The sequence below is a fragment of the Methylocystis parvus OBBP genome, from assembly GCF_027571405.1.
GTDB classification, from domain to species: Bacteria; Pseudomonadota; Alphaproteobacteria; order Rhizobiales; family Beijerinckiaceae; genus Methylocystis; species Methylocystis parva.
In genome coordinates, this window is record NZ_CP092968.1 from 249,217 (window position 1) to 271,302 (window position 22,086).

Annotated in this window: 14 protein-coding genes; 10 read left to right on the forward strand and 4 right to left on the reverse strand. The window is 64.0% G+C overall.

Annotation, left to right across the window (positions count from 1 at the left end):
• The first annotated feature begins 72 nt into the window (after window positions 1-72).
• Both MMG94_RS01200 and MMG94_RS01205 read left to right on the forward strand, forming a co-directional pair.
• On the forward strand, window positions 73-936 hold the full coding sequence (locus tag MMG94_RS01200; protein WP_154420107.1) for a J domain-containing protein: 864 nt from the start codon (window positions 73-75) through the stop codon (window positions 934-936).
• A 102-nt stretch (window positions 937-1,038) separates the two neighbouring features.
• Complete coding sequence (locus MMG94_RS01205; protein WP_016918967.1) at window positions 1,039-2,277, forward strand: M48 family metallopeptidase; 1,239 nt, start codon at window positions 1,039-1,041, stop codon at window positions 2,275-2,277.
• Between the two features lie 82 nt (window positions 2,278-2,359).
• Here MMG94_RS01205 and MMG94_RS01210 read toward each other — a convergent pair whose 3' ends face one another.
• Window positions 2,360-2,614: a hypothetical protein gene (locus MMG94_RS01210; RefSeq protein ID WP_154420105.1), complete on the reverse strand. Its 255-nt coding sequence runs from the start codon at window positions 2,612-2,614 to the stop codon at window positions 2,360-2,362.
• Window positions 2,615-3,064: 450 nt separating this feature from the next.
• Here MMG94_RS01210 and MMG94_RS01215 point away from each other — a divergent pair, with 450 nt between their 5' ends.
• The 4 genes from MMG94_RS01215 to clcA are packed head-to-tail and all read left to right on the forward strand — an operon-like array spanning window position 3,065 to window position 11,064.
• Entirely contained in the window at window positions 3,065-6,358 is a 3,294-nt protein-coding gene (locus MMG94_RS01215) for a transglutaminase family protein (RefSeq protein ID WP_016918964.1), read from the forward strand.
• Window positions 6,348-8,882, forward strand: a complete 2,535-nt coding sequence (locus MMG94_RS01220; RefSeq protein WP_016918963.1) for a circularly permuted type 2 ATP-grasp protein — start codon at window positions 6,348-6,350, stop codon at window positions 8,880-8,882. Before MMG94_RS01215 ends, MMG94_RS01220 begins: the two co-directional genes overlap by 11 nt.
• Window positions 8,879-9,763: a transglutaminase family protein gene (locus MMG94_RS01225; protein ID WP_016918962.1), complete on the forward strand. Its 885-nt coding sequence runs from the start codon at window positions 8,879-8,881 to the stop codon at window positions 9,761-9,763. The genes MMG94_RS01220 and MMG94_RS01225 overlap by 4 nt, the downstream gene beginning before the upstream one ends.
• Complete coding sequence (gene clcA, locus MMG94_RS01230) at window positions 9,760-11,064, forward strand: H(+)/Cl(-) exchange transporter ClcA (RefSeq protein WP_016918961.1); 1,305 nt, start codon at window positions 9,760-9,762, stop codon at window positions 11,062-11,064. Before MMG94_RS01225 ends, clcA begins: the two co-directional genes overlap by 4 nt.
• 56 nt (window positions 11,065-11,120) lie before the next feature.
• On the opposite strand, the gene MMG94_RS01235 is transcribed toward clcA, so the two are convergent.
• Window positions 11,121-12,296, reverse strand: a complete 1,176-nt coding sequence (locus MMG94_RS01235) for a DUF1236 domain-containing protein (RefSeq protein ID WP_016918960.1) — start codon at window positions 12,294-12,296, stop codon at window positions 11,121-11,123.
• 852 nt (window positions 12,297-13,148) lie between these two features.
• Here MMG94_RS01235 and MMG94_RS01240 point away from each other — a divergent pair.
• The gene (locus tag MMG94_RS01240; protein WP_016918958.1) at window positions 13,149-14,237 is read left to right on the forward strand and encodes a glycosyltransferase family 4 protein; all 1,089 of its coding nucleotides are present in this window, start codon (window positions 13,149-13,151) and stop codon (window positions 14,235-14,237) included.
• 14 nt (window positions 14,238-14,251) lie between these two features.
• The gene (locus tag MMG94_RS01245; protein WP_026016100.1) at window positions 14,252-16,207 is read left to right on the forward strand and encodes a heparinase II/III family protein; all 1,956 of its coding nucleotides are present in this window, start codon (window positions 14,252-14,254) and stop codon (window positions 16,205-16,207) included.
• A gap of 11 nt (window positions 16,208-16,218) precedes the next feature.
• Here the strand turns inward: MMG94_RS01245 and asnB are convergent, their stop codons facing one another.
• On the reverse strand, window positions 16,219-18,108 hold the full coding sequence (asnB, locus tag MMG94_RS01250; RefSeq protein WP_016918956.1) for an asparagine synthase (glutamine-hydrolyzing): 1,890 nt from the start codon (window positions 18,106-18,108) through the stop codon (window positions 16,219-16,221).
• A 158-nt stretch (window positions 18,109-18,266) separates the two neighbouring features.
• Between asnB and MMG94_RS01255 the strand changes: the two genes are divergently transcribed.
• Together MMG94_RS01255 and MMG94_RS01260 are read left to right on the forward strand one after the other, a co-directional pair.
• Complete coding sequence (locus MMG94_RS01255) at window positions 18,267-19,634, forward strand: O-antigen ligase family protein (RefSeq protein WP_020372418.1); 1,368 nt, start codon at window positions 18,267-18,269, stop codon at window positions 19,632-19,634.
• A 12-nt stretch (window positions 19,635-19,646) separates the two neighbouring features.
• Window positions 19,647-20,516: a glycosyltransferase family 2 protein gene (locus MMG94_RS01260; protein ID WP_016918954.1), complete on the forward strand. Its 870-nt coding sequence runs from the start codon at window positions 19,647-19,649 to the stop codon at window positions 20,514-20,516.
• Here the strand turns inward: MMG94_RS01260 and MMG94_RS01265 are convergent.
• On the reverse strand, window positions 20,513-21,988 hold the full coding sequence (locus MMG94_RS01265; protein ID WP_157212430.1) for an oligosaccharide flippase family protein: 1,476 nt from the start codon (window positions 21,986-21,988) through the stop codon (window positions 20,513-20,515). The genes MMG94_RS01260 and MMG94_RS01265 overlap by 4 nt on opposite strands.
• Window positions 21,989-22,086: the final 98 nt, after the last annotated feature.

A 22,086-nucleotide genomic window follows, 5' to 3' on the forward strand; every position in this document is an offset into this window, starting at 1 on the left:
AGGAGAACGGCGATCAGTTTCGATCCCTTCGAAGCCTCCTGGCGGGAGGTCGAGCTTGGCGAATCGCGCGGCGTGCTGCTCCCGGCGATGGCGGCCGGACTGATCTCCGCGGGCCTGACCCTCGGCGTCTTTCTCGCGCTGCACGTCACGGTCCCGGCCGACCTCGAGCAGCTCTCCGCGACGGACGCCGCCATGCGCCATTACGCGGAGGCGGGCTATTTTCCGCTCCAGGCGGCGGCGGAGGCGGATGGACGCCACGCCCTTTCGGCCGGCGCGGCCTTCCAGACCTTTGGCGGCCTCTTCATCATGTTCATGTCGGCCGCCTATGGCGGCTGGCGCGGCGTCACAAATCCGCGCGCACGCGGATGGACCAATGCTTTCTGGATGACGAGCGTCACCGCGATCTGCCTGTTGCTCTGGGCTTTCCACGGACTGACCTTGCAAAAGCTCGACTATCTGATCGGTGCGGACGGGCTCGGCGCCCGCGCGCTGCCCGCCGTCGTGCTTCTCAAGCGCGGCCTCTACGCCGCAGGCCTCGCTTCCTTCCTCTGCCTCTTCGCGCATGACATGGGCTATCGCCTCCGCGAAGCCCTGGTCGATTTCGGCGTGATCGGGGAGGACGAGGAACGCACAAGTCGGGAAAAGCCGCGGCCCTTCAAAAGCAAAGGCTGGTCGCGCCGCATCACGGACGATCTGGATCCGCCCGGAGCGGAGGAGGGCGGCTTCGGCCATCGCGGGGCTGCGCCGCCATGGGGCGCGCCGTCGAGCGAGGAGGCCCGCGCCCGCGCGACGCTCGGCGTCGGCTCCAATGCGTCGAGACGCGAAATCGAGCGCGCCTATCGCTCGCAGATGAAGCGGGCGCATCCCGACCATGGGGGCTCGGTGGAGCGCGCCGCCGCCCTCAACGCCGCTCGCGACATGCTGCTCGGCAAATGACGGGCTGAAACTCGACCATTCGCCTGACCCCTTGAAACCCCTAGCAAAGCTGGGGCAGAGCGCCTATTTTTGACAGAAATCAGACAAAGCGGAGCGGGATCGATGAGCCTGATGGGCTATCTTATTTGCGGGGCGATCGCCCTTTCGGCGGGTTTGGGCGTCTATCTGCGCATGCGGCAGACCGAGAATGTGACCGTCAATCGCGACGCGGTGCCGGCTGATTTCGCGAAGGCGGTGACGCTGGACGAACACCGCCGCGCCGCCGACTACACCATCGCGCGCTCGCGCTTCGGAATGGGCGAGACGCTGTACGACGCTCTTCTCTCCATCATCTGGCTCGCGGCCTGGATGGGTCCCCTCTATGCGCTCGTTTCGCAGGCGGTCGCGCCGGGGCTGACGCGCAGCGTCGTCTTCGTTCTCGTCGCCGGCTTCGTCAGCCATCTCTTCGAATTGCCTTTCTCCCTTGCGAACGCCTTCATTCTCGAGGAGCGTTTCGGTTTCAACCGCCTCACGCCCAAAACCTTTCTCCTCGACGAGCTGAAAAGCGTCGCGCTCGGCTTCGGCATCGCCGCGCCGCTGCTCTACGGCATGTTCTGGCTGCTCGGCGCCTTCCCGGAAAGCTGGTGGCTCTTCGCCTATGTCGCCTTCATGGGGCTGACCATCGCCATGACGCTCGTCTATCCGACCTTCATCGCGCCGCTCTTCAACAAATTCACGCCGCTGGAGGAGGGCTCGACAAAAGCGCGCATGGAGGCGCTGCTCGCGAAATGCGGCTTTGAGTCCAAGGGCCTTTACGTGATGGACGCGTCGAAGCGTTCCGCCCATGGCAACGCCTATTTCACCGGCTTCGGCAAAGCGAAGCGCATCGTCTTCTTCGACACGCTGCTCGAAAAACACTCGCTCGACGAGATCGAATCGATTCTCGCTCACGAACTCGGCCATTTCAAATATGGCCATGTGCGGCAGATGCTCGTGCAGGCGGCGTTGATCGCCTTTGTCGGATTCGCGGCCCTGCACTGGGCCTTCGGCAGCGAGACCTTCGCGAGCTGGTTCGGCCTGCCCAACGATCCGGGAGTCGTCTTCGTCGCGCTGCTCATCGCGAAGGAGCCGATTTCGCATCTCCTGCATCCGCTCCTCGCCTATCGCTCGCGCAAGAACGAGTTCGAGGCGGATGATTTCGCGCGGCGCATCGTCGGCAAGGAGCCGATGATCTCCGCCCTGACGCGGCTGACGCGAGACAATCTCTCGACGCTCACGCCCGATCCGCTCTACGCGAAGTTCTATTTCTCGCATCCGCCGGTTCCGGTGCGCGTGGCGCAATTACGCGGCGCGGAAGGGTAGGGGCCATCGGCGGCGATGAAATAAAGGATGAAATAAAAAAGGGGCCTGGACGGGCCCCTTTCCTTTTCTCGGCCGTCTCGATTCACCAGCGGCGATAATAGGGACGGTAATAGGGGGCGCGAACCGCTGCGCCGCCGTAAGGGCCGACATAGGCCCCGCCGCCATAGCGTCCGCGATAAGCTGTGCCGCCATAGGGGCCGCGCACGACCGAGCCGTTCGGTCCGGCGCAGCCGGCGCGATAGGGGCCGCGCGCGCAAACCACCGCTTCGGCGATGTCGATCGTCGCGAGCAGCGATGCGCTCGCAAGGGCGGCCGCAACAAGCATTTTCTTCATCATCTTTCTCTCCTTTGAACGTCCGCCCCTCATTTTTTTGCAGCGGCAGGTCAAGCTTCGCCGTGCGCGTCGAGATTAGACCGCTTCTGCGACGAAAACAAAGCGGCGGCCCCGAGGTTCAGGCGCCCAAACCTCAGGATCGAGGGCGAGGACGTTCTGATATTCACATGGGAGGAGAAGGATGGGCCTCGCGCGCAGCTTTCGATGCGCAGGGGCTTCGGCGTTTCGACGAAAGCGGCTTGCGGCACAAGCTGCGTCTGCCGGCGACGGCGATCAGTTGAGGCGCGCGCCCCCTCGCCGCCATGTTGTGCAACTGGCGCCTATCCGTCCGTCACCCTGCGGGAATTGAAAGCAAAATCATTCCTTTTCTGCCAATCCGATTGACTTGCCCCCCCGCGCTTCCGCTTAATTCCTTTCGCGGCGCAACATGCCGCTTCGCGAAAGGCGCCCTCCTTGTCGATCCAAGTCGCGCTGCATCACGTCACGCATTACAAATATGATCGCCCGGTCGGCCTCGGCCCGCAGGTGATCCGACTGCGCCCCGCGCCGCATTGCCGGACGCGCGTCACGAGCTACTCGCTGAAAATCCTGCCGACCGAGCATTTCATCAACTGGCAGCAGGACCCGCATGGCAATTGGCAGGCGCGGCTGGTCTTTCAGGAAAAGGCGCGGGAGTTCAAGATCGAGGTCGATCTCCTCGCGGAGATGGCGGTCTTCAATCCTTTCGACTTTTTCGTCGAGCCCTACGCCGAGGAGTTTCCTTTCGTCTATAAGGCGGAGCTGGCGACGGAACTCGCCGCCTATCTCGAGATCGAACCCTCGGGCGCCGCGCTGGAGGATTATGTCGGCGCGATTTCGCGCGAAAAGCGGCGCGTCATCGACTTCCTCGTCGACCTCAACGCGCAGCTTCAGAAAGACATTCGCTACGTCATCCGCATGGAGCCCGGCGTGCAGACGCCCGAGGAGACGCTGACGCTGCGTTCCGGCTCCTGCCGCGACTCGGCCTGGCTCCTCGTGCAAATCCTGCGGCGTCTCGGCTTCGCCGCGCGCTTCGTTTCCGGCTATCTCATCCAGCTCAAGGAAGACCTCGATCCGATCGAAGGCCCGATGGGCACGGATCATGATTTCACCGATCTGCACGCCTGGACCGAAGTCTATATCCCCGGCGCGGGTTGGGTCGGCCTCGACGCGACCTCGGGTCTCTTCTGCGGCGAAGGACATCTGCCGCTGTGCGGCGCGCCGCATTACCGCTCCTGCGCGCCGGTCTCCGGTCTCGTCGAGCCCGCGGAGTGCAATTTCAATTTTGAGATGCGCGTCGAGCGCATTCGCGAAGCGCCGCGCATCACGGCGCCTTTCTCGGACGACGCGTGGAAACGGCTCGACAGGCTTGGCGAAGCGGTCGATGAGGATTTGAAGGCGCAGGACGTGCGCCTCACCATGGGCGGCGAGCCGACTTTCGTCTCCATCGACGATTTTCAGTCGCCGGAATGGAACACGGCCGCGGTCGGCCCGACCAAGCGCGGGCTTTCCGACGCTTTGATCCGTCGGCTGCGCACCCGCTTTGGCCCGGGCGGCTTTCTCCATTACGGACAGGGCAAATGGTATCCGGGCGAAAGCCTGCCGCGCTGGGCCTTCGCGCTTTATTGGCGCAGGGACGGCAAGCCGGTCTGGAAAAACCCGGGTCTTGTCTCGGGCATGGCGCCCAATACGGAGGTCGCCAATCCGCTGAACGCCGGCCGCTTCTGCTTCGAGCTCGCGGAGACGCTCGGCGTCGGCAGGGATTTCGTCATCCCGGCCTATGAAGACCCCGCGCATTGGATGTTGAAGGAGGGACAGCTTCCGATCAACGTCGATCCGCTCGACCCCAAGACCGAGGACCCCGAGGAGCGCGCGCGCATGGTGCGCGTCTTCGAACGCGGCCTGTCTTCGCCAACGGGTTATGTGCTTCCGATCCAGCGCTGGAATGCGCGCGCCGAGCAGCGCTGGCTTTCCGAGCGCTGGCCGCTGCGGCGCGGGCGTCTGTTCCTCGCGCCCGGCGACTCGCCGGTCGGGCTGCGCCTGCCGCTGAACGCCTTGCCTTGGGTCCCGGCCTCGTCCTATCCCTATATCCACAATCAGGACCCGTTCGAGGATCGCGGGCCCTTGCCCGACCCCTCGCATCTCCAGCAGATTTACAGCGAGACGCGCGCGACCCGGCAGGACGTAATGGGCCAATCCATCGTCGAGGGCGTCGTTCGCACCGCTCTGGCGGTCGAGCCGCGCGACGGCGTGCTTTGCGTCTTCATGCCGCCGGTCGAGCGCCTCGAGGATTATCTCGAACTGCTCGTGGCGGTGGAGACGACGGCGGAAGAACTCGCCATGCCGCTGCATATCGAAGGCTATCCGCCGCCGGTCGATCCGCGTCTGGAGGTCGTGAAGGTGACGCCCGATCCGGGCGTCATCGAAGTCAACATTCATCCTGCCGCATCGTGGCGCGAAGCGGTGGAGAACACCACGACGCTTTACGACGAAGCGCGGCAGGCGCGGCTCACCACCAGCAAATTCATGACGGACGGACGCTGCGTCGGATCGGGCGGCGGCAATCATGTCGTGCTCGGCGGCGCGACGCCGCCGGACTCCCCCTTTCTGCGCCGCCCCGATCTCCTGAAAAGCCTCGTGCTTTATTGGCAGCGCCATCCGTCGCTCTCTTATCTCTTTTCGGGACTTTTCATCGGGCCGACAAGTCAGAGCCCCCGCATCGACGAAGCGCGGCACGATGCGCTTTACGAACTCGAAATCGCGCTCGGCAATACGCCGGGGCCGGCGGATTACGGCTATCCGATCTGGCTCGTGGACCGGCTCTATCGCAATCTGCTCGTCGACGTTTCCGGCAATACGCATCGTTCGGAAATCTGCATCGACAAGCTTTATTCGCCCGATGGCCCGACAGGCCGTCTCGGCCTTGTCGAATTCCGCGCTTTCGAAATGCCGCCCGACGCGCGCATGAGCCTCGCGCAGCAACTCCTGCTGCGCGCGCTGGTCGCGTGGTTCTGGCGCGAGCCGCAGGAAGGCGCTTGCGTGCGCTGGGGAACGGCGCTGCATGACAAGTTCATGCTGCCGCATTTCGTCTGGGCCGATTTCCTTGGCGTGCTCGACGATCTCAAACGCGCCGGCTATCCGTTCGAGGCGGAATGGTTCCAGGCGCAATATGAGTTCCGCTTCCCGCTCGCCGGCCGCGTCGAGCATGGCGGCGTCACGCTCGAAATCCGCCATGCGCTCGAACCCTGGCATGTGCTTGGCGAAGAGGGCGCCGTTGGCGGCACGGTGCGCTTTGTGGATTCATCGGTCGAACGCCTCGAAGTGAAGGCGATGCATGTCGCGCCGAACCGCCATGTCGTCGCCTGCAACGGCCGCCGCGTGCCGCTCGCCTCCACCGGCGTCGTGGGCGAGGCGGTTGCGGGCGTGCGCTTCAAGGCGTGGCAGCCGGCCTCCGGCATGCACCCGACGATCCCCTGCCACACGCCGCTCACCTTCGACATTGTCGACAGTTGGAGCAACCGCTCGCTGGGGGGCTGCCTCTATCACAGCGCGCATCCGGGCGGGCGCAATTACGACACCTTTCCGGTCAATTTTCACGAGGCCGAATCCCGGCGGCTTTCGCGCTTCCAGGATCACGGCCATACGCCCGGCCGCGTGGAGCCGCCGCGCGAGGAACAAGCGGGCGAGTTCCCGCTGACGCTTGATTTGCGGAGGCGATTTGGCCGTTGAGCTCGACGCTGACGCGGCGGTCGATGCGAGACCAGGCGAAGAGGCGCAAAGGCTCGCCGCCTGGATTGCCGACTACCGTCCACTACCGGGCGTTCCGGACGAGCTGATCGGGCCGGACGGACGGCCGCGCGCGCATTGGTCGACGCTGCTCGACACGCTTGCGGGTCTTGGACAGTCGGGCGTGCGCAACCGCTTCGCCGCCGCCGAGCGGCGCATCAAGGACATGGGCGTCACCTATCGGGTGCATGGCGAGACGCGCGAACGTCCCTGGCCTTTGGGCCGTCTGCCCCTCCTCCTCACGGAAAGCGAATGGCGCGACATCGCGTCGGGGATCGCGCAGCGCGCGGAGCTGCTGGACCGCATCCTGCAGGACGTTTACGGCGAGGCGCGCCTCGTCGCGGAAGGGGCGCTGCCCGCGGCCGCGGTCGCGGGCTCGCCGGAATTCATCCGCCAGATGCGGGGCGTCAAACCCGTCGGCGGACGCTGGCTGCGCTTTTACGCGGTCGATATCGGGCGGGGGCCGGACGGGAAATGGTGGGTCCTGGGCGACCGCGCGCAGGCCCCCTCCGGCGCGGGCTACGCCATCGAGAATCGCCTGATTCTCTCCCGCGCCTTTCCGAGCCTCTTTCGCGACATGAAAGTGCAGCGGCTCGCCGGCTTCTTTAGAGACTTCCGCGCCGGTCTCGCGGCGGCGGCCTCGCGCAGCGATCCGCGCATCTGTCTCATGACGCCCGGCCCCTGGAGCGAGACCTATGCCGAGCAGGTCTATCTCGCGCGCTATCTCGGCTTTCTGCTCGTCGAAGGCGAAGACCTCGCGACGAGCGAAGGCAAGCTTCATGTGCGCACGGTCGCGGGGCTGAAGCGGGCCGACGTCGTGTGGCGGCGCGTCGACGCGGACTGGCTCGACCCGCTGGAGGCGAACGCGGCCTCCAAACTGGGCGTGCCGGGCTTCTTCGACGCCATTCGCAACGGCTCCGTCGCGATGGCGAACATGCCCGGCGCGGGCCTCGTCGAGTCGCGCGCGCTGATGAGCTTTCTCCCGACGCTGGCGCAAAGGCTCCTCGGCGAGAATCTGCGCCTGCCCAATGTCGCGACCTGGTGGTGCGGACAGGCGGCGGAGCGCGACGAGATCATGCGCGCCTTCGACAGCCGCGCCATCGCGGGCGCCTATGGCGAGACCGCGGAGGGGCTCGGCGGCGCCCGCGCGGCGATCGGCGCGGAGCTCGATCCGTTCCAGCGGGCGCGCCTCATCCGCGCGATCGAGACGCGCGGCATGGATTATGTCGGGCAAGAGATCGTGCAGCTCTCCACGACGCCGGTTTGGGATGGAGAAGCGCTGACCCCGCGTCCGTTCTCGCTGCGCATCTTCGCGGCCGCGACGCCGGAAGGCTGGAAGATCATGCCCGGCGGATTCTGCCGCGTGTCGGATCAGCGCGACGCGCGCGCCGTCTCCATGGGATCGGGCGCGCAATCGGCCGACGTCTGGGTGACCGGCGACGAGGAGGCCGAAAATGCGACGACGCTTCTGCCGCTCAAGCCCGACGCGCCCGTTGTGCGCGTCCCCGGCAATCTTCCCAGCCGCGCCGCCGACAATCTTTTCTGGATGGGCCGCTATCTCGAACGCGCCGAAGCGACGCTGCGCATTGTGCGCTGTCTGTGCAACCGGCTGACCGAAACGCAGAGCATCGCGACGCAGGGGCGCCAGCCGATCGAACGATGCGAGCGCCTGCTTTTCGCATGGGGCGCCGCGGCGCCCTTTGCGGCGGCCCATCCCGGCGCCTTCATCGCGCTTACGGCTGCGAGCGACGCCGATTTCTACGGCTCGGCGCGCGCCATCGCCGGACAGGCGAAGCGCGCAGCCTCCATCGTGCGCGAACGACTGTCGCCGGATATGTGGCAATTGCTGGTGCGCCTCGAAATGCGTCTCGACCATTTGGTCGCGGACGCGCCGCCGGAGCCGGAAATCGTCGAGATGACGGAACGCGCGCTGCATACGCTCGCGGCTTTGTCGGGTCTGATGGACGAGAATTTCAACCGCGTCTCTGGCTGGGCCTTCATCGATCTCGGCAAGCGCGTCGAACGCGCGATCAACACCTGCCGCTTCGCCCGCCAGTTCGCCGATGACGATCCGACGATCGAAACGCTCGACGCATTGCTCGAGCTTGTCGACTCGCAAATCTCCTATCGCTCGCGTTACCTTGCGGGCGCGGCGTTGGCGCCGACGCTGGACATCGCCATGCTCGATCCCTTCAATCCGCGCTCCGTCGCGTTTCAGACGCGGCGGATCGACGAGCATCTTTCCATGCTTCCCGCGCTTGTCGACGACGGCATGATGGAGCCGCCCCGCCGGCTCGCGGTCTCGATACGCGCCGAACTCGAAGCGGAGGACGCCCGCCGGGTCGACGGCGCGCGCATTCTGTTCGTCGAACAGCGTCTGATGGCGCTCGCCAATGCGATTTCGGAGCGGTATTTCTCGCATGCCAGCGATCCGGCGCCGGCGGACAAGCGATCGAAGCTCGCGTGATTTACGACATCAGCCACGTCACCACCTACAGCTACGAAGCCAGCGTCGCTTCCGCACGCTGCGCGATCCGGCTGACGCCCCGCGACAGCAAGGGACAGCGTCTGTTGCGCAGCCGCATCGAGGCGGCGCCGATGCCGGACGCGACGCGGGAGAGCGTCGATTTCTTTGGCAATCGCATTATGGAGGCGACGATCCGCGAAGCCCATGCGCGCCTACGTATATCCGTTTCGGCGCGCGTCGACGTCGAGCGCGACGAGCCGCCCGCTCCCTGCCTCACGCCGCCATGGGAGACGATTCCGCGCGCGGCGGGCGCCGTGAAGACGCTGTCGCGCGAATCGCCGGTTCACTGGCTTTTCCCAAGCCGCCAGACGCCGCTCTACGCGCCCGTGACGGATTATGCGCGCATCAGCTTTCCGCCGGGCCGCCCCGTTCTGGAAGGCGCCGAGGAGCTGATGCGGCGCATCAAGTCCGACTTCGCCTATGACCCCAACGCCACGCATGTCGCAACCCCGCTCGCCGAGGCGTTCGAGGCGCGCGGCGGCGTCTGTCAGGATTTCGCGCATATCATGATCGCCGGCTTGCGCGGGCTTGCGCTGCCGGCCGCCTATGTCAGTGGCTATATCCGCACCGTCCCGGCGCCGGGGCAATCGCGGCTCGAAGGCGCCGACGCCTCCCATGCCTGGGTCGCCGTCTGGTGCGGCGAGCCTTTCGGCTGGATCCATCTCGATCCGACCAACGCCATGTACGCCAACGACAATCACATCGTCGTCGCCATCGGCCGCGACTATGCGGACGTGGCGCCGATCGACGGCGTAATCGTCGGGGCCGGGCGGCAGGCGCTCAGCGTCTCCGTCGACATCAAGGCCGTGGGGGCGCAATGAACGTCCATGCGCCGGTTGAGAGCGAAGGCGCCGCAAAGAGCCTTCTCGTCCTGTCGGCGCTATCGCTCCTCATCGGCGGCGGGGCGGGCGTCGTCGGCGCGCTTTTCCGGCTTGCTTTGCAGGCGGCCGACCGGCTGCGCGACGGGATCGTCGCCTTTGCGCAGGGTAGGGCGCTTCTGGGTCTTCTTCTGGTCGTCGCGGGCTGCGCGCTTGCGTCCTCGGTCGCCGTCTGGATGGTGCGCCGCTTCTCGCCCCACGCTTCGGGCAGCGGCATTCCCCATGTCGAAGCGGTGCTGCGCGGCGAAGCGCCGCCGGCGCCCTTCATCCTGCTGCCGGTCAAGTTTATCGGCGGCTGTCTCGCCATCGGCGCCGGGCTTGCGCTGGGACGCGAGGGGCCGAGCGTCCAGATGGGCGCGGTCATCGGCCATCTGACCGGCGCCGCTTTCCAGAGAAACGGCGCGGATTGCCGCGCGCTTCTCGCCGCCGGGGCCGGGGCGGGGCTCGCCACCGCCTTCAACGCGCCCATGGCGGGCGCCGTGTTCGTGCTCGAGGAGCTGGTTCAGAAATTCGAGCAGCGCACGGCCATCGCCGCGCTCGCCGCGTCGTCCACCGCGATTGCGGTCGCGCATCTTCTGCTTGGCGACAGGCCGGACTTCCTGATCCCCGCGCCCGCCTATCCGTCGCCGGCCATCGGCCCGCTCTTCTTCATCCTCGGCGCGGCGATGGGGCTGCTCGGCGTGATCTATAACCGCTTCCTGCTCGGAACGCTGTCGACGCTCGACTTGGTCCGCATGCCGGCGGAGGCGCGCGCCGCCCTGATCGGCGCGGCGGTCGGCGCGCTCGCATGGGTCTCTCCCATCCTTGTGGGCGGCGGCGATGGTCTGACGCTCGCCGCGCTGACGGGCTCGCAGGACCTTTTCGTGCTGCCCTTCGTGATGCTGCTGCGGTTCGGCCTCGGCTCGGCCTCCTACGCGGCCGGAACGCCGGGCGGCCTTTTCGCGCCCTTGCTGGCGCTCGGCGCGCAGGCGGGCCTGCTGTTTGGCGTCGCGTTCGGCCTGCTCTTGCCCTGGGTTGCGATCGAGCCTCAGGCCTTCGCCATCGTGGGGATGACGGCCTTCTTCACGGGCGTCGTGCGCGCGCCGCTGACCGGCATCGTCCTGGTGACGGAGATGACGGGCGGCGTCGCGCTGCTTCTGCCCATGCTCGCCGCCTGCTTCATGGCGATGCTCGCGCCGAAACTGCTCGACAACGCGCCGATTTACGAGTCGCTGCGGGAGCGCCTTTTGCGGCCCGGATCATAATGGCGGGCGCCGGGTCGCCGCCCCGGCGCCCGGAAGTTGGCTCAGCGCCCCTCGATTCAGCGCCCCTCGATGATGTCGACGACGCGCCTCGTGTCCGGGTCGACCAGCACCACATCGTCATTCAGCACGAAATAGTCGTAGCGCTCGACGTCCGGCGCGTCGGCTGCAACCTGGCGCGGCACCGGGTCGATGTCGACGAATTCGGGGACCCGGTCGTCCACATGCAGGCAGACCTGCCGCAGGCTGGCGCGCGCGTCGCGCATTGCGCTGCGATAGAGCGAGCGTTCCTGACGCGCGTCGAGGCGCACGCGCGGCGCATAACCATAGGTCTCGCCGCGTCCTCGCCGGCCTTCGGCGTAGCGCCCCTCGTCGCGTTCGGCGGCGCCGAAGCGGCCACGCTCCCGACGGTCGTTATCGCCGCGATAGCCGCCCTCGCCCTCTTCATAGCCGTAGGTGGCCGTCGGACGCTCCTCGTCGAGCATGGCGATGACCCGGCGCGTGTTTGGATCGACGATGGCGATGTCGTCCTCCACTCGTACGAACTGATAGCCGCGAAATTGCGGGGCGATCCCGGCGATCTCCGGCGGCAGCGGGTAGAATTGAACGTTTGGCGGCGCGACGGCGCCAATGCGCACATCGAACTCGTCATGCGAGAAACTGCGCCCGCCCTTGCGTTCGATAGCCTCCCGGACGCGTCGCTGGTCGCCGCGGCTCAGCCGGGCGGCGCCGCGCTCCTGCCGGTCGCGCGCCGTCGCCGTGGCCCCAGCCTGATCCGCCCCGCGCGCGCTCTCCGGACCTTCGGTCGTCATGCGCTCGTCGCGCGGCCCGGCGCTACGGGTCAGGTCCTGCCTATCGGTCTCTCCCGAGGCGCTGGGCCGGCCGGCCGGCTCCTGCTGCATGTCCCGTTCGGCGGCCCGATCGCGATTCTCCTCGATGACGCCGTGCTTTTCCTGACTTTTGTTCGCCTTCGCGCCGCGACCGGCTTTGTGACGCCCGGTCCGGCTCGGCTCGGCGACGCCCGGCCGATCCGCCTCGGCCTTGCCCTGTTGCGCGGCGCGCTCGCCGCTTTGTTCCGAGGTTACTTTACCGGCGGAGTCGGGCTCGCCGGATCTTTGCATCGTCGCGGCGCCTCCGCCCGCGTCCGGATCGCGTCCGGCCTGTTGGGCGTAAGCGGGGAAAAGACAAAGCGACAGAGTCGCGGCGGCGACGGACAGCAGAAGCCTGGCACGCATGGACGGTCTCCATAGGCAATGCCGTGCAACGCTCATGAACTTGGTTTGTTCTCTGCGGATTTGCCTATCTCCGCAACTCGCCGTAACTTGAGACTGCAGGGCGCGTGTTGCCTGGCAGCCGGTCGCCCCGGAGCGTGGATAATCAGCTCCGGCGCGGGATTGGGCTTGACAAAAACCAAGCCCTCCGCTGTATTGGCCACGCGTAAAGCAGAAAAAACGGCGCAGTAAGAGCGCATTCTGAGGGAGGTAGATATGGGTTGGCTCGTCCCCGCTGCCATGCTGGCTATGGTTGTCATCGCCGCTGTGACCATCACGCGCCTCTAATAGGCGTGTGAATCGGCTCCTTTAGCGGACCGGTTTAAAGACCGTCAGCGTGAAAGCGCTGACGGTCTTTTTTTGCGTCCAAAGAGGTCAGCCACGCGCTCCTCCCGCGGGGCGGGAGCCAGATGTCGGGCGCGACCGGCGCCGCAGGGTCTTTCAAGCAGCGCCCGGGTGAGCCCGCAGAGTAAGGGGAGATGCAGATCCCAGCGCCTGGGGCGGGAAAGGCGCCGGGCTGATTCTCTCGAACGCGTCATAAAAAGTCCCTAAATCGACGCGCGCTTCCTTTTCATCCGCGAGTCCCGTCTTCGATAGGGCCCCAGGCTGAGCAGCAATTTCTTTGCCTGCGGAAAAACGTCCGTCCCAATTCCTTCATTGCCGACGAGCGGTTACCTCGAGCCCATCTTCATCGCCATGCCGACCGCCGGCGCAGGCGTCTTCCTGCATGTGTCTTTTCGCTTTGTGATTAGAGTGCGCCCGCATAAAACCGCGCGGGTCGATTGCCGATTGCTGCATTTTTTTTGAGGGTTGCGGATGAGGAAATTGCGAGTGCTCGTGCTGACGCCTCTGGGAAAAGGCGGGCGGGGCGGCATTGATCGCATCATGGACGAGGTGCGCGCCCGCTTGTTCGATGAGCCGCCGCAGGACTTGATCGTCGAATTCGCCGCCACGCGTGGAGAATGGAGCATCGCCTTTTCGGCTCCTCTCGTCATGCTTGCGGCGTTGCGCATTCTCGGCGCGGCGGGCGAGAAGCCGGACCTCGTGCATATCAATCTCGCGCAGGACGGCAGCACGCTGCGCAAATCCTTTTTGGCGCGCGTCACGTCGTTCGCGGGCGTTCCTTATGTCATTCATCTGCACGGATCGCGATTTCGCACGTCCTGGGAGCGGGCGAACGGGCGCAAATCCGCCGCCATCAAATCCTTCTTTGTTTCCGCGACGCATGTGCTCGTGTTGGGAACGGCGTGGCGGGATTATGTGCTGTCGAAGGCTCCGGAAATCGCCGGCCGCATCAAAATCTTTCCCAACGCGACGCCGCTGGCGCCCGAGCGTGGGTTCGCGGGAAGCGGCGCCGACATACACATCCTTTTCCTCGGCGTGCTGAGCGAAAGAAAAGGAACTCCGATTCTAATCCAAGCTCTTGGCGCGCTGAAAGATACGCCCGGCTGGCGCGCGACGCTTGCGGGAAATGGAGATGTGAAAGGCGCAAATGCGGCGATTTCCGCCTTGGGGCTTTCCGATCGCGTCTCCCTACCGGGCTGGGTGGGACCTGACGAGGTGCGTCGTCTGCTCGGCGAGGGCGACATACTCGTGCTTCCCTCGCAGGATGAGAACCTGCCAATGTCCGTCATCGAAGGAATGGCGCACGGACTTGCGGTCGTCACGACCCCCGTCGGCGCGATTACCGACATTGTCGCGCATGAGCGCACCGGTTTGCTTACGCGGCCCGGCGACGCTGAAGCGCTGGAAGCCGCATTGCGGCGATTGATCGGCGATTCCGGGCTGCGAGAGAGGCTTGGGAAAGAAGCGCGCGCCTTCCATCGCGCTCATCTCGAAATCGACGCCTATTATCGGCGGCTGCTCGACATCTGGCGGCGCGCGGCGCGGGCGCGCATAGCATAAAGAGGCGCCGAGCCATGTCCTTGCGCTGGTATATGAACAGGCTCAGGAGCATGGAGCCGCGCGAACTGGCCTATCGTCTCAGCGCGGCGTCGAAGAAAACGATCGATCGCTTCCGGCGTTTCGGGTGGGAGCAGTTCTCATCCGTCGGCGAATGTCCGCAGCTCCCCTTCTTGAAGACGGCGTTGCGTCGCAACGCCGATGCAGCGTTCGAAAGATCGACGCTGGAATTCGCCGCGCGCTTTCTCGAGGGGGCCTACGGGCTGCACGGGCTGGAATGGCCGAAACGCCCACCGGAAGCGCTTTTTCCTGAGAGCTTCTGGTCGCTCGATCCAGCCACCGGTTTGCCTTGGCCCGGCAAGGAGTCTTTCTGCTTCTCGATCGCCTATCGTGAAGAGCGCGCGCGGGGCGACATTAAATATGTTTGGGACCTCAATCGATTGCAATTCATGCCGGCGCTCGCTTGCGCCGTTGCGCTATGGGACGATCGGCGGGCGCTTTCGGCGATCGAGCAGGCGGTGGAAAGCTGGATGGCCGCCAATCCTCCCTATCGCGGCGTCGCGTGGAATTCAGGCGTCGAGCTCGCCATTCGCGCGGCGTCGCTCATCCTGTGCGCGTCTCTCTGCGCTGATCGTCTCTCGCAGCAAACGGTCTTGCGGCTGCGGGCTCTGCTCTCGACGCATCTCTATTGGCTGCGGCGCTATCCTTCCAGATTCAGCTCCGCGAATAATCATCTCATATATGAGGCGCTCGGCGTTTTTATGATCTGCCGGGCGATGCCGGGAGTCGATCCGGACGGCGGCGTCGAAGACGCCGCGCGAGTCATTCTCGAAAGCGAAGCGACGTTGCAAATTCATGCGGATGGCGTGAGCGCCGAGCAGTCCGTTTCCTACGGCGCCTTCGCAGCGGAAGCGCTTCTCTTTTTCGCGCTCCTGTGCGAGGAGCGCGACGGTCATGCGCCGCCCCGGATTGAGGAGAGGCTATTGGCTTTCGCCGACCATATCTCCTGGCTATGCGACGGCGATGGACGAACGCCGGCGATCGGAGACGACGACAATGGGCGCCTGATCGCGTCTTTCAAAGAAGAGGGAGACGCTTACGCAGCTTCGATCGCACGCAGCGTCGCCGGTCTGTTCGGTCAGCCTTCGACGGTCCCGGCTCGGACATGTCCGCAACTTAGAGAATTGATCTTCGGGCTTTCGCCGCGCGTCGCAGCCGCGCCGTCCGGGCTGAAGCGATTTGAACAAGGCGGCTATACAATTGTGCGGGAAAGAAGGGGTGGGCGCAAATTACGTCTTGTCTTCGATCACGCGCCGCTCGGCTATCTTTCCATCGCCGCGCATGGCCATGCCGACGCATTGTCGATCGACCTGTCGCTCGACGACATGCCCATATTGGTCGACGCCGGAACCTATCTCTATCATTCGGGCGGTCCGTGGCGGAACTGGTTTCGAGGCGCAGCTGCGCACAATACGCTGACGCTTGGGGGCGAAAATCAGAGCCGGATCAGCGGCCCGTTCAACTGGTCGCATAAAGCGTGCGCCTGGCTTGAAGATTTCACAGATGGCCCCGATTGGCGGCTGACCGCGCGGCATGATGGCTATGAGCGCGGTTTTGGCGTCTGGCATCAGCGTGTCGTGTCCGCGATGGCGGACGGAATCATGTTGGAAGACAGGCTTCTGCCGGCGGGCTCCCCGGAAAGCGCTGAGATCGTCTTCCAATTCGCGCCGGGAGTCTCTTTATCGGGCGAGGGGCTCGACCGCGTTTTCGCTATCGGCGTCGAAGAAATTGGGCGGATCTCGTTCAGTCTTCCCGGCGACCTGACCGTGAAGTGTGGAGAACCGACCTGCGCAGGCGGATGGGTATCCGAAAGCTTTGGAAAAAAGAAAGCGGCGCCGAGACTTGTGTGGAAAGGCGCGCTAGCGCGAGCGCCTTTGAAGACCCTCATCGTCTGGTCGCCGAAAGAAGATTGACGCCAGTGGCGCTACGGCGAATGCGCGCCGAGATCCGGCTTGTAAACGCAAATGAACTTTTCGAGATTCATCAGCGACCAGATCACACGGCTATTGTCCGCGCGACCGTCGAGATGGGTCGTCACCAGCGCATCGAGGGCGTCGCGATCCAGCAAGCGTCTCATTGTCGACTGATCGCTGGCGAGGAGCTCCAGTAACGCCTCCTTATGGCTGCCGCGCATCCACTCGGCGAAAGGGGCGCGAAAGCCGTTTTTCCGCCGCCTTAATATCCACTCCGGCAGGACATCCTTCATCGCTTCGCGCAGGACCGCTTTGGCCGTTCCCCGGCGCATCAACAGGCGATCGGGAATTTTCGCAGCGATGACCGCAAGTTCCGCATCCATGAAGGGCATTCGCGCTTCGATAGACCCCGCCATGGTCATCCGATCGCCGCGCTCGAGCGTATTCCCCGGCAACCACGACGCCTGATCGAAGAAGAGCGACCGCCTGACATTTGACGCGTCCAGCGACAAGGCGAAATCGGATAGATCAGAAGCGCGCGCGGGCCGTCCCAGGAGCGTTCGCCGCTCAGCCTCGGAAAGGTCTCCAAACCAGGCCCGAACGCGCTCTTTCGGATCGCGGAGAGACAGCGCCTTTGCAAGCACCTTCAGGCGCCGGCCGACCGGCGCCCGCCGAAGCAGCGGCGCGACCACCCGATCATGCAGCGATGCGGGGACAAGCGATTGGTAAAGCGCAACATGGCGCTCGGCCAGATATTTTGGATAGCCGCAGAGAAATTCGTCGGCGCCCTCGCCGGTCAGCGCCATCTTTACATCCTGGCTGGCGCGCTTCGCCAGCATCATGATGGCGATGTCGGCGCCCTCGCTGACCGGCGCGCCGCGGCGAATGATCGCTTCGTCCCAATGCGAGAGGAAGTCGGAAGGAGCGATGCGCAGCGAGACGTGATCGGCGCCATGCCAGTCTGCGATGGCGCGCGCTTCCTCGGCCTCCGAATAGCCGGATTCCGCGAAATCGGCGCAGAAGGTTTTGATCGGCTGACTTGAATAGCGCGTCATCAGCGCGAGAATGGCGGAGGAGTCGACGCCGCCGGAAAGAAAGGCCCCGAAGGGCGCGTCGCTGCGCATGCGCAGGCGCACGGCCTCATCCAGCGCGTCGCGCAGCCGCCGGGCGGCTTCCTGAAAATCGTAAATCTGCGCTGTCGTTTGCGCCAGCGGCGGCGAGAAATAGCGTCGCACCGCCAACTCGCCGTCACGCCAAAGCGCCGTGCAACCGGGCGGCAATTTTCTGATTGATGTGAAAAACGTACCTTCGCCCGGAACGAACCGATCCAGGAGATATTCGTCCAGCGCTTCCCAGTCGAAACTGCGATCGAAGCCCGGCGACAGCGTCAGCGGCTCGATCTCGGAGGAGAAAAGCAGACGGCCGTTCTTCCGATAGAAATAAAGCGGCTTCTTGCCGAATTTGTCTCGGGCGAAGAAGACGGTCTGGTCATGCGCGTCATAGATTGCGAATGCAAACATGCCGCGGAAGCGCTCGACGCAGTCGGCGCCCCAAGCTCGATAGGCTTCGATCAGCGCCTCCGTGTCGGAGGAAGACCTGAATTGCGCGCCCATCTCCGTAAGCAAGCGCCGCAGCTCGATATAATTATAGATTTCGCCGTTGAAGACGACGCAGAAGCGGCGATCCGCGCTCCACATGGGCTGCGCGCCATTGCTGGAGAGATCAATGATGGAAAGCCGGCGATGGCCAAGGCCGAGAGAGAAGCGGCCGCCATGCAGCTCAACAAGTTCGTAGCCGCCGCCATCCGGGCCCCGATGTCTCATCTTGTCGGTCAAAGAGATGAGCGCGTCGCGACCGAATGATGAGGAGGGCGGTAAAATCCAACCAAAGATTCCGCACATAAGAGTTTTTCTGCTTTAAGCTTTCCGCCGGCGGAGCGACATATTGCGAATCTGGCGACATGCGCATGCGTCATTCCTGGCCTTGACGGCGCTCGGCTCACCTCGTTTAAAAGACGAGATTTTGTGGCCGAGATTGTCGGATGAGACGTTTTAGAAGCATGATCGCGCTACCTGCCGCGCTGGATATGAATGCGATCGAGCGGCCCTTTCTCATCGCCATGCTCGTGCTCATGTATGTCAGCTATGCGGGCCTGGGGCGAGATATTTTCTTCAACAAGCTGAACGACCCGACGGTCTATGACCCGATTGGCGCGCATCTGCAGAAGATACGCTTCGCCGCCTGCATTGTCGCGGCGACGACGGTGATCATGACATCGAGCTTTTCCTGGGCGATGTCGAAAGTGCCGGTCGCATTCGCGCCATTCGCTGTGTTGGCGGTCGCTTCGACTGCCTGGGCGGCCGAGCCGACGAAAATTTTCACCGACGCCGTGGTCATGGCGGCCATGTGGATCGCTTTGCCGATCTTGATGCATCGCATCGGACTTCAGGAGACCGTGCGCGTCTCTTTGCATATCATCGCCTGGGTCCTTATCTTTTCGTTCCTGCTCGCAATATTGCTTCCCTCAATCGGCCGGCATAGCGGCGCGGAAGCAATTCAAGCTGTGCATGCCGGGCGCTGGCGCGGGATCTTTGCGCATAAGAACGGCCTCGGTCCCTGGGCGGCCTTTGGCTCGGTCTTATTGTTTACACATTGGCGACTTGCGCGCGCTTCCAGAGGGTTTTGCCTGCTTGCGGGCGGTTGCGCCGTCGCCTGTCTGATCTTCGCGCAATCGGCGACATCGCTGGTCATGGCGGCCTTTCTGTTCGCGATGTCGATTTTCTTCTATGCGCTGAAGCGGTTGCCCGCTCCGCTCGTCCTACTGGCGACGGCGCTTTCGCTCGGCGCTTTCGTGACATTTTATCTCGCGGCGGGCGATCTGATTTTCGGCCTGCTCGGCCGGGACGCCTCTCTTACGGGCCGCGATCAGATCTGGCCGGTGGCGAGAGAGTTTTTTCAGCAAGCGCCCTGGCTGGGGCATGGCTATCAAAGCCTTGGCGGCCCGGAGTTTCTGCAATATGTCGAAATGCTCTTCAGCCAAGCAATCCCTGGCCCGGAAAGCGGGCTGCTCGTGCTTCTTCTCGATCTCGGAATCATTGGCTTTTTTGCTTTTTTCATTCCGTATTTTTATGCGCTGCGCAACGGCTTCGAATGGCTCGGCCGCGTCAACGACGCCGATCGGTCCTCGATTGAGTTCATGATCATGGTGTTGCTGGCGACATTGCTTCAGGCGGTGACTGAAACGACGCCGATGATATCGGGAGGCTTTGACGGCGTGATCAGCTTCGGTTCGCTTTTCGCATTGATGACCTTGCCAAAATCCCCGCTTGGCGTCGAGCGGTCGGAAGCCGGGCTGGCGAAGAGCTGGATCGCCCGCCGCGACGAACTGCATAAAGCGCAAGCGCCGCGAACGCCGCCCGCGATATAGGCGGTACAGACCTTGCCCGCCGTCAGCGTCGTCATTCCCCATTTCAACCGTTTGAATACGCTTCCGCGCGCCTTGCGGTCCGTGGCGGCGCAAAGCTTTCGCGACATTGAGATGATCATTGTGGACGACGCCTCTTCCGACGATCCGGGACCGATCGTCCGCGCCATGTCGCCGCCTTTTCCTGTGACGATCCTTCGGCAGGAGACAAATACAGGGCCGGCTCGCTGTCGCAATATCGGCGTGGCGGAAGCGAAAGGCCGCTGGATCGCCTTTCTGGATTCGGACGATGAATGGCTCTCGGAAAAGATCGCGACGCAGGTCGCCGCGGCGGAACATGCAGGCGACAAAGGGAGAGTCGTTTGTGTCGCAAAGACATTCATACGTTGGCCCGATCGCGAGGAAGAGCGAGCGCTTTGGAATCCGGACGACGGGCCGATCGGGGCATTCTTCTTTCTGCAGGGCGGAGTTATGCAGACAAGCTCACTGCTTCTTTCGCGAGAGCTCGCGCTGGCCGCGCCATTCGACGAAAGGCTCCGGCAGTTCGAAGACATATGGTTTCTCATACAGCTTGCAGAGCAGGGCGCATCTTTCCAGTTTCAGCACGAACGTCTCTTCTATTGGTATAGAGGCGCAAGCGAAGCTCAGTTGAGCAGGGCGATCTCTATCGCCTCCGCCAGAACCTTTATGGAGCTCTGCGGCCCGGCGATCGGAAATCGGGAAAAGCGCGCCTTTCTGACAATGATGGCCGGACCGGCATGGGTTCGAAAGGCGCCGCTGGAATTCTGGCCCGCCGCGATCGGAGCGCTGCTCGATGGGTCGATCTCGTTCCGCAATCTCGCCGGAATTATCAGAAAAAGCCGGTCGGTGCGGCTTTTGCCCTAACCTCGGCGACGCAATGGCCGGAAACGCTCCGATATTGCGATCATATGGGCGCGGAGCGGGCCGTCGGCGTAGAAGATTAGAAGAACGCCAAGACTGATGGCGACTTGAGACATCGCCTCCAATGCTGTGAGCCACCATGCCCGGTAGCCGGCCGTCGCGCCAAGGAGCCAGATCGGCAAGGCGATCGTCGCGGAGAGCAGAAGCGGAAGCGCCAGATGAAAGGTAGCGACCGGCGCGCCAAGCATGGCCGCGATCTGGCGTTGCCGAAGAACATTGATCAGGAGAATCGATAGGCCTGTAGACAAGGCTGCGCCATCGATTCCCAGAGCGGGCACGAGGACCAGGGCCGCGCAAATCTGGAAGGCGAGGGCGGCGAAATTATTGTGAAGCTCGGTGAGTAGGCGGCCCGTCATCGTCAAAGCCGCACTGGCGTAGTGGGTCGTCGTTATGAGCCATTGCGTCAACGACGCTACGATAAACACAGATGAAGGAATGACAAAACTCGGTCCGAGAAGCAGATCTATGTCCTTGCCCCACAGCGCGACGGCGACGCAGAAGGGCGCGCTGAGCAATGACCCCATCGACATATTTTCATGCAGCAGCGCGCGAAGACGCCCATGATCGCTCTCGCGCGCCGCAGCGGCCACGCGCGCCCCAAGCGTCTGGCCGAGCGACGCGCCGATGATGGCGACGAGTTGCCCGACCATCTGCACGGCCGCGTAACGCCCCACATCGGCGTTCGATGCGAAATAGCCGAGAGCGATCGAGTCGAGCGAACGCGCAATCGTAAAGACGAGCGTGGACAGGCACATGATCGGGGCGAGACGCAAAATTCTTCCTGCTTCGCTGAGCGCGCCGACCGTTCGGAAGGCGCCGCCAAAGTCGCGCCGCGCCGCGGCGGCGACGAAAAGCCATGCGAGCGCCCAGGAAAGTAGCGCCCCCCAAACGACCGCCTTTGCGCCGTCGAGTAAAGCGAGAAGCGGAACGATCAGAAGAATCCGCAAAGTCGGCTGAACGAGATAGCTCGCCGCAAGGCTCGGGATCGGCCGAAGAATCCCGCGATAGGCGCCGCCGAGAACGGCGTTATCTGTCGCGAAGGGCAAGGCCGCCAATGTAACGCAGAAAGCAAGGGCGAAGCCCTGATATTGGAAGACATGAGCTTCCAGCCAGTCGCCCAATCCAAAGGCGGCGCAAAGGAACGCTGCAATCGATAGCGCTATCGAGGCGCCGCGCAACCAGAGGAGCGCGCTACATCTTAGAAAATCGCTATCTCCGCCTCTGACGAAGGATTTTTGTAGCGCGAGGTCCAGCCCGAGCGGCGTCGCGACAAGAAGGATGAGAAAAATGGATCGCGCCAGATTGATTGTTCCATATGTCTCGGCGCCAAGCGAGGCGCCGAGGAACACGCCGAAGATGGCGCTTGCGATCTGGTTGTAGGCCATCGTCGCGGCGGAAAAAACCGGCGCGGGCATTGCGCGTTCGATTCTGCTTACGGCGTTCGAAACAAGCTCAAAAAAAATTCCGGACATGCATATGTCGATCGGTCGAATTCGTGCGAAAGAAAGAGAGT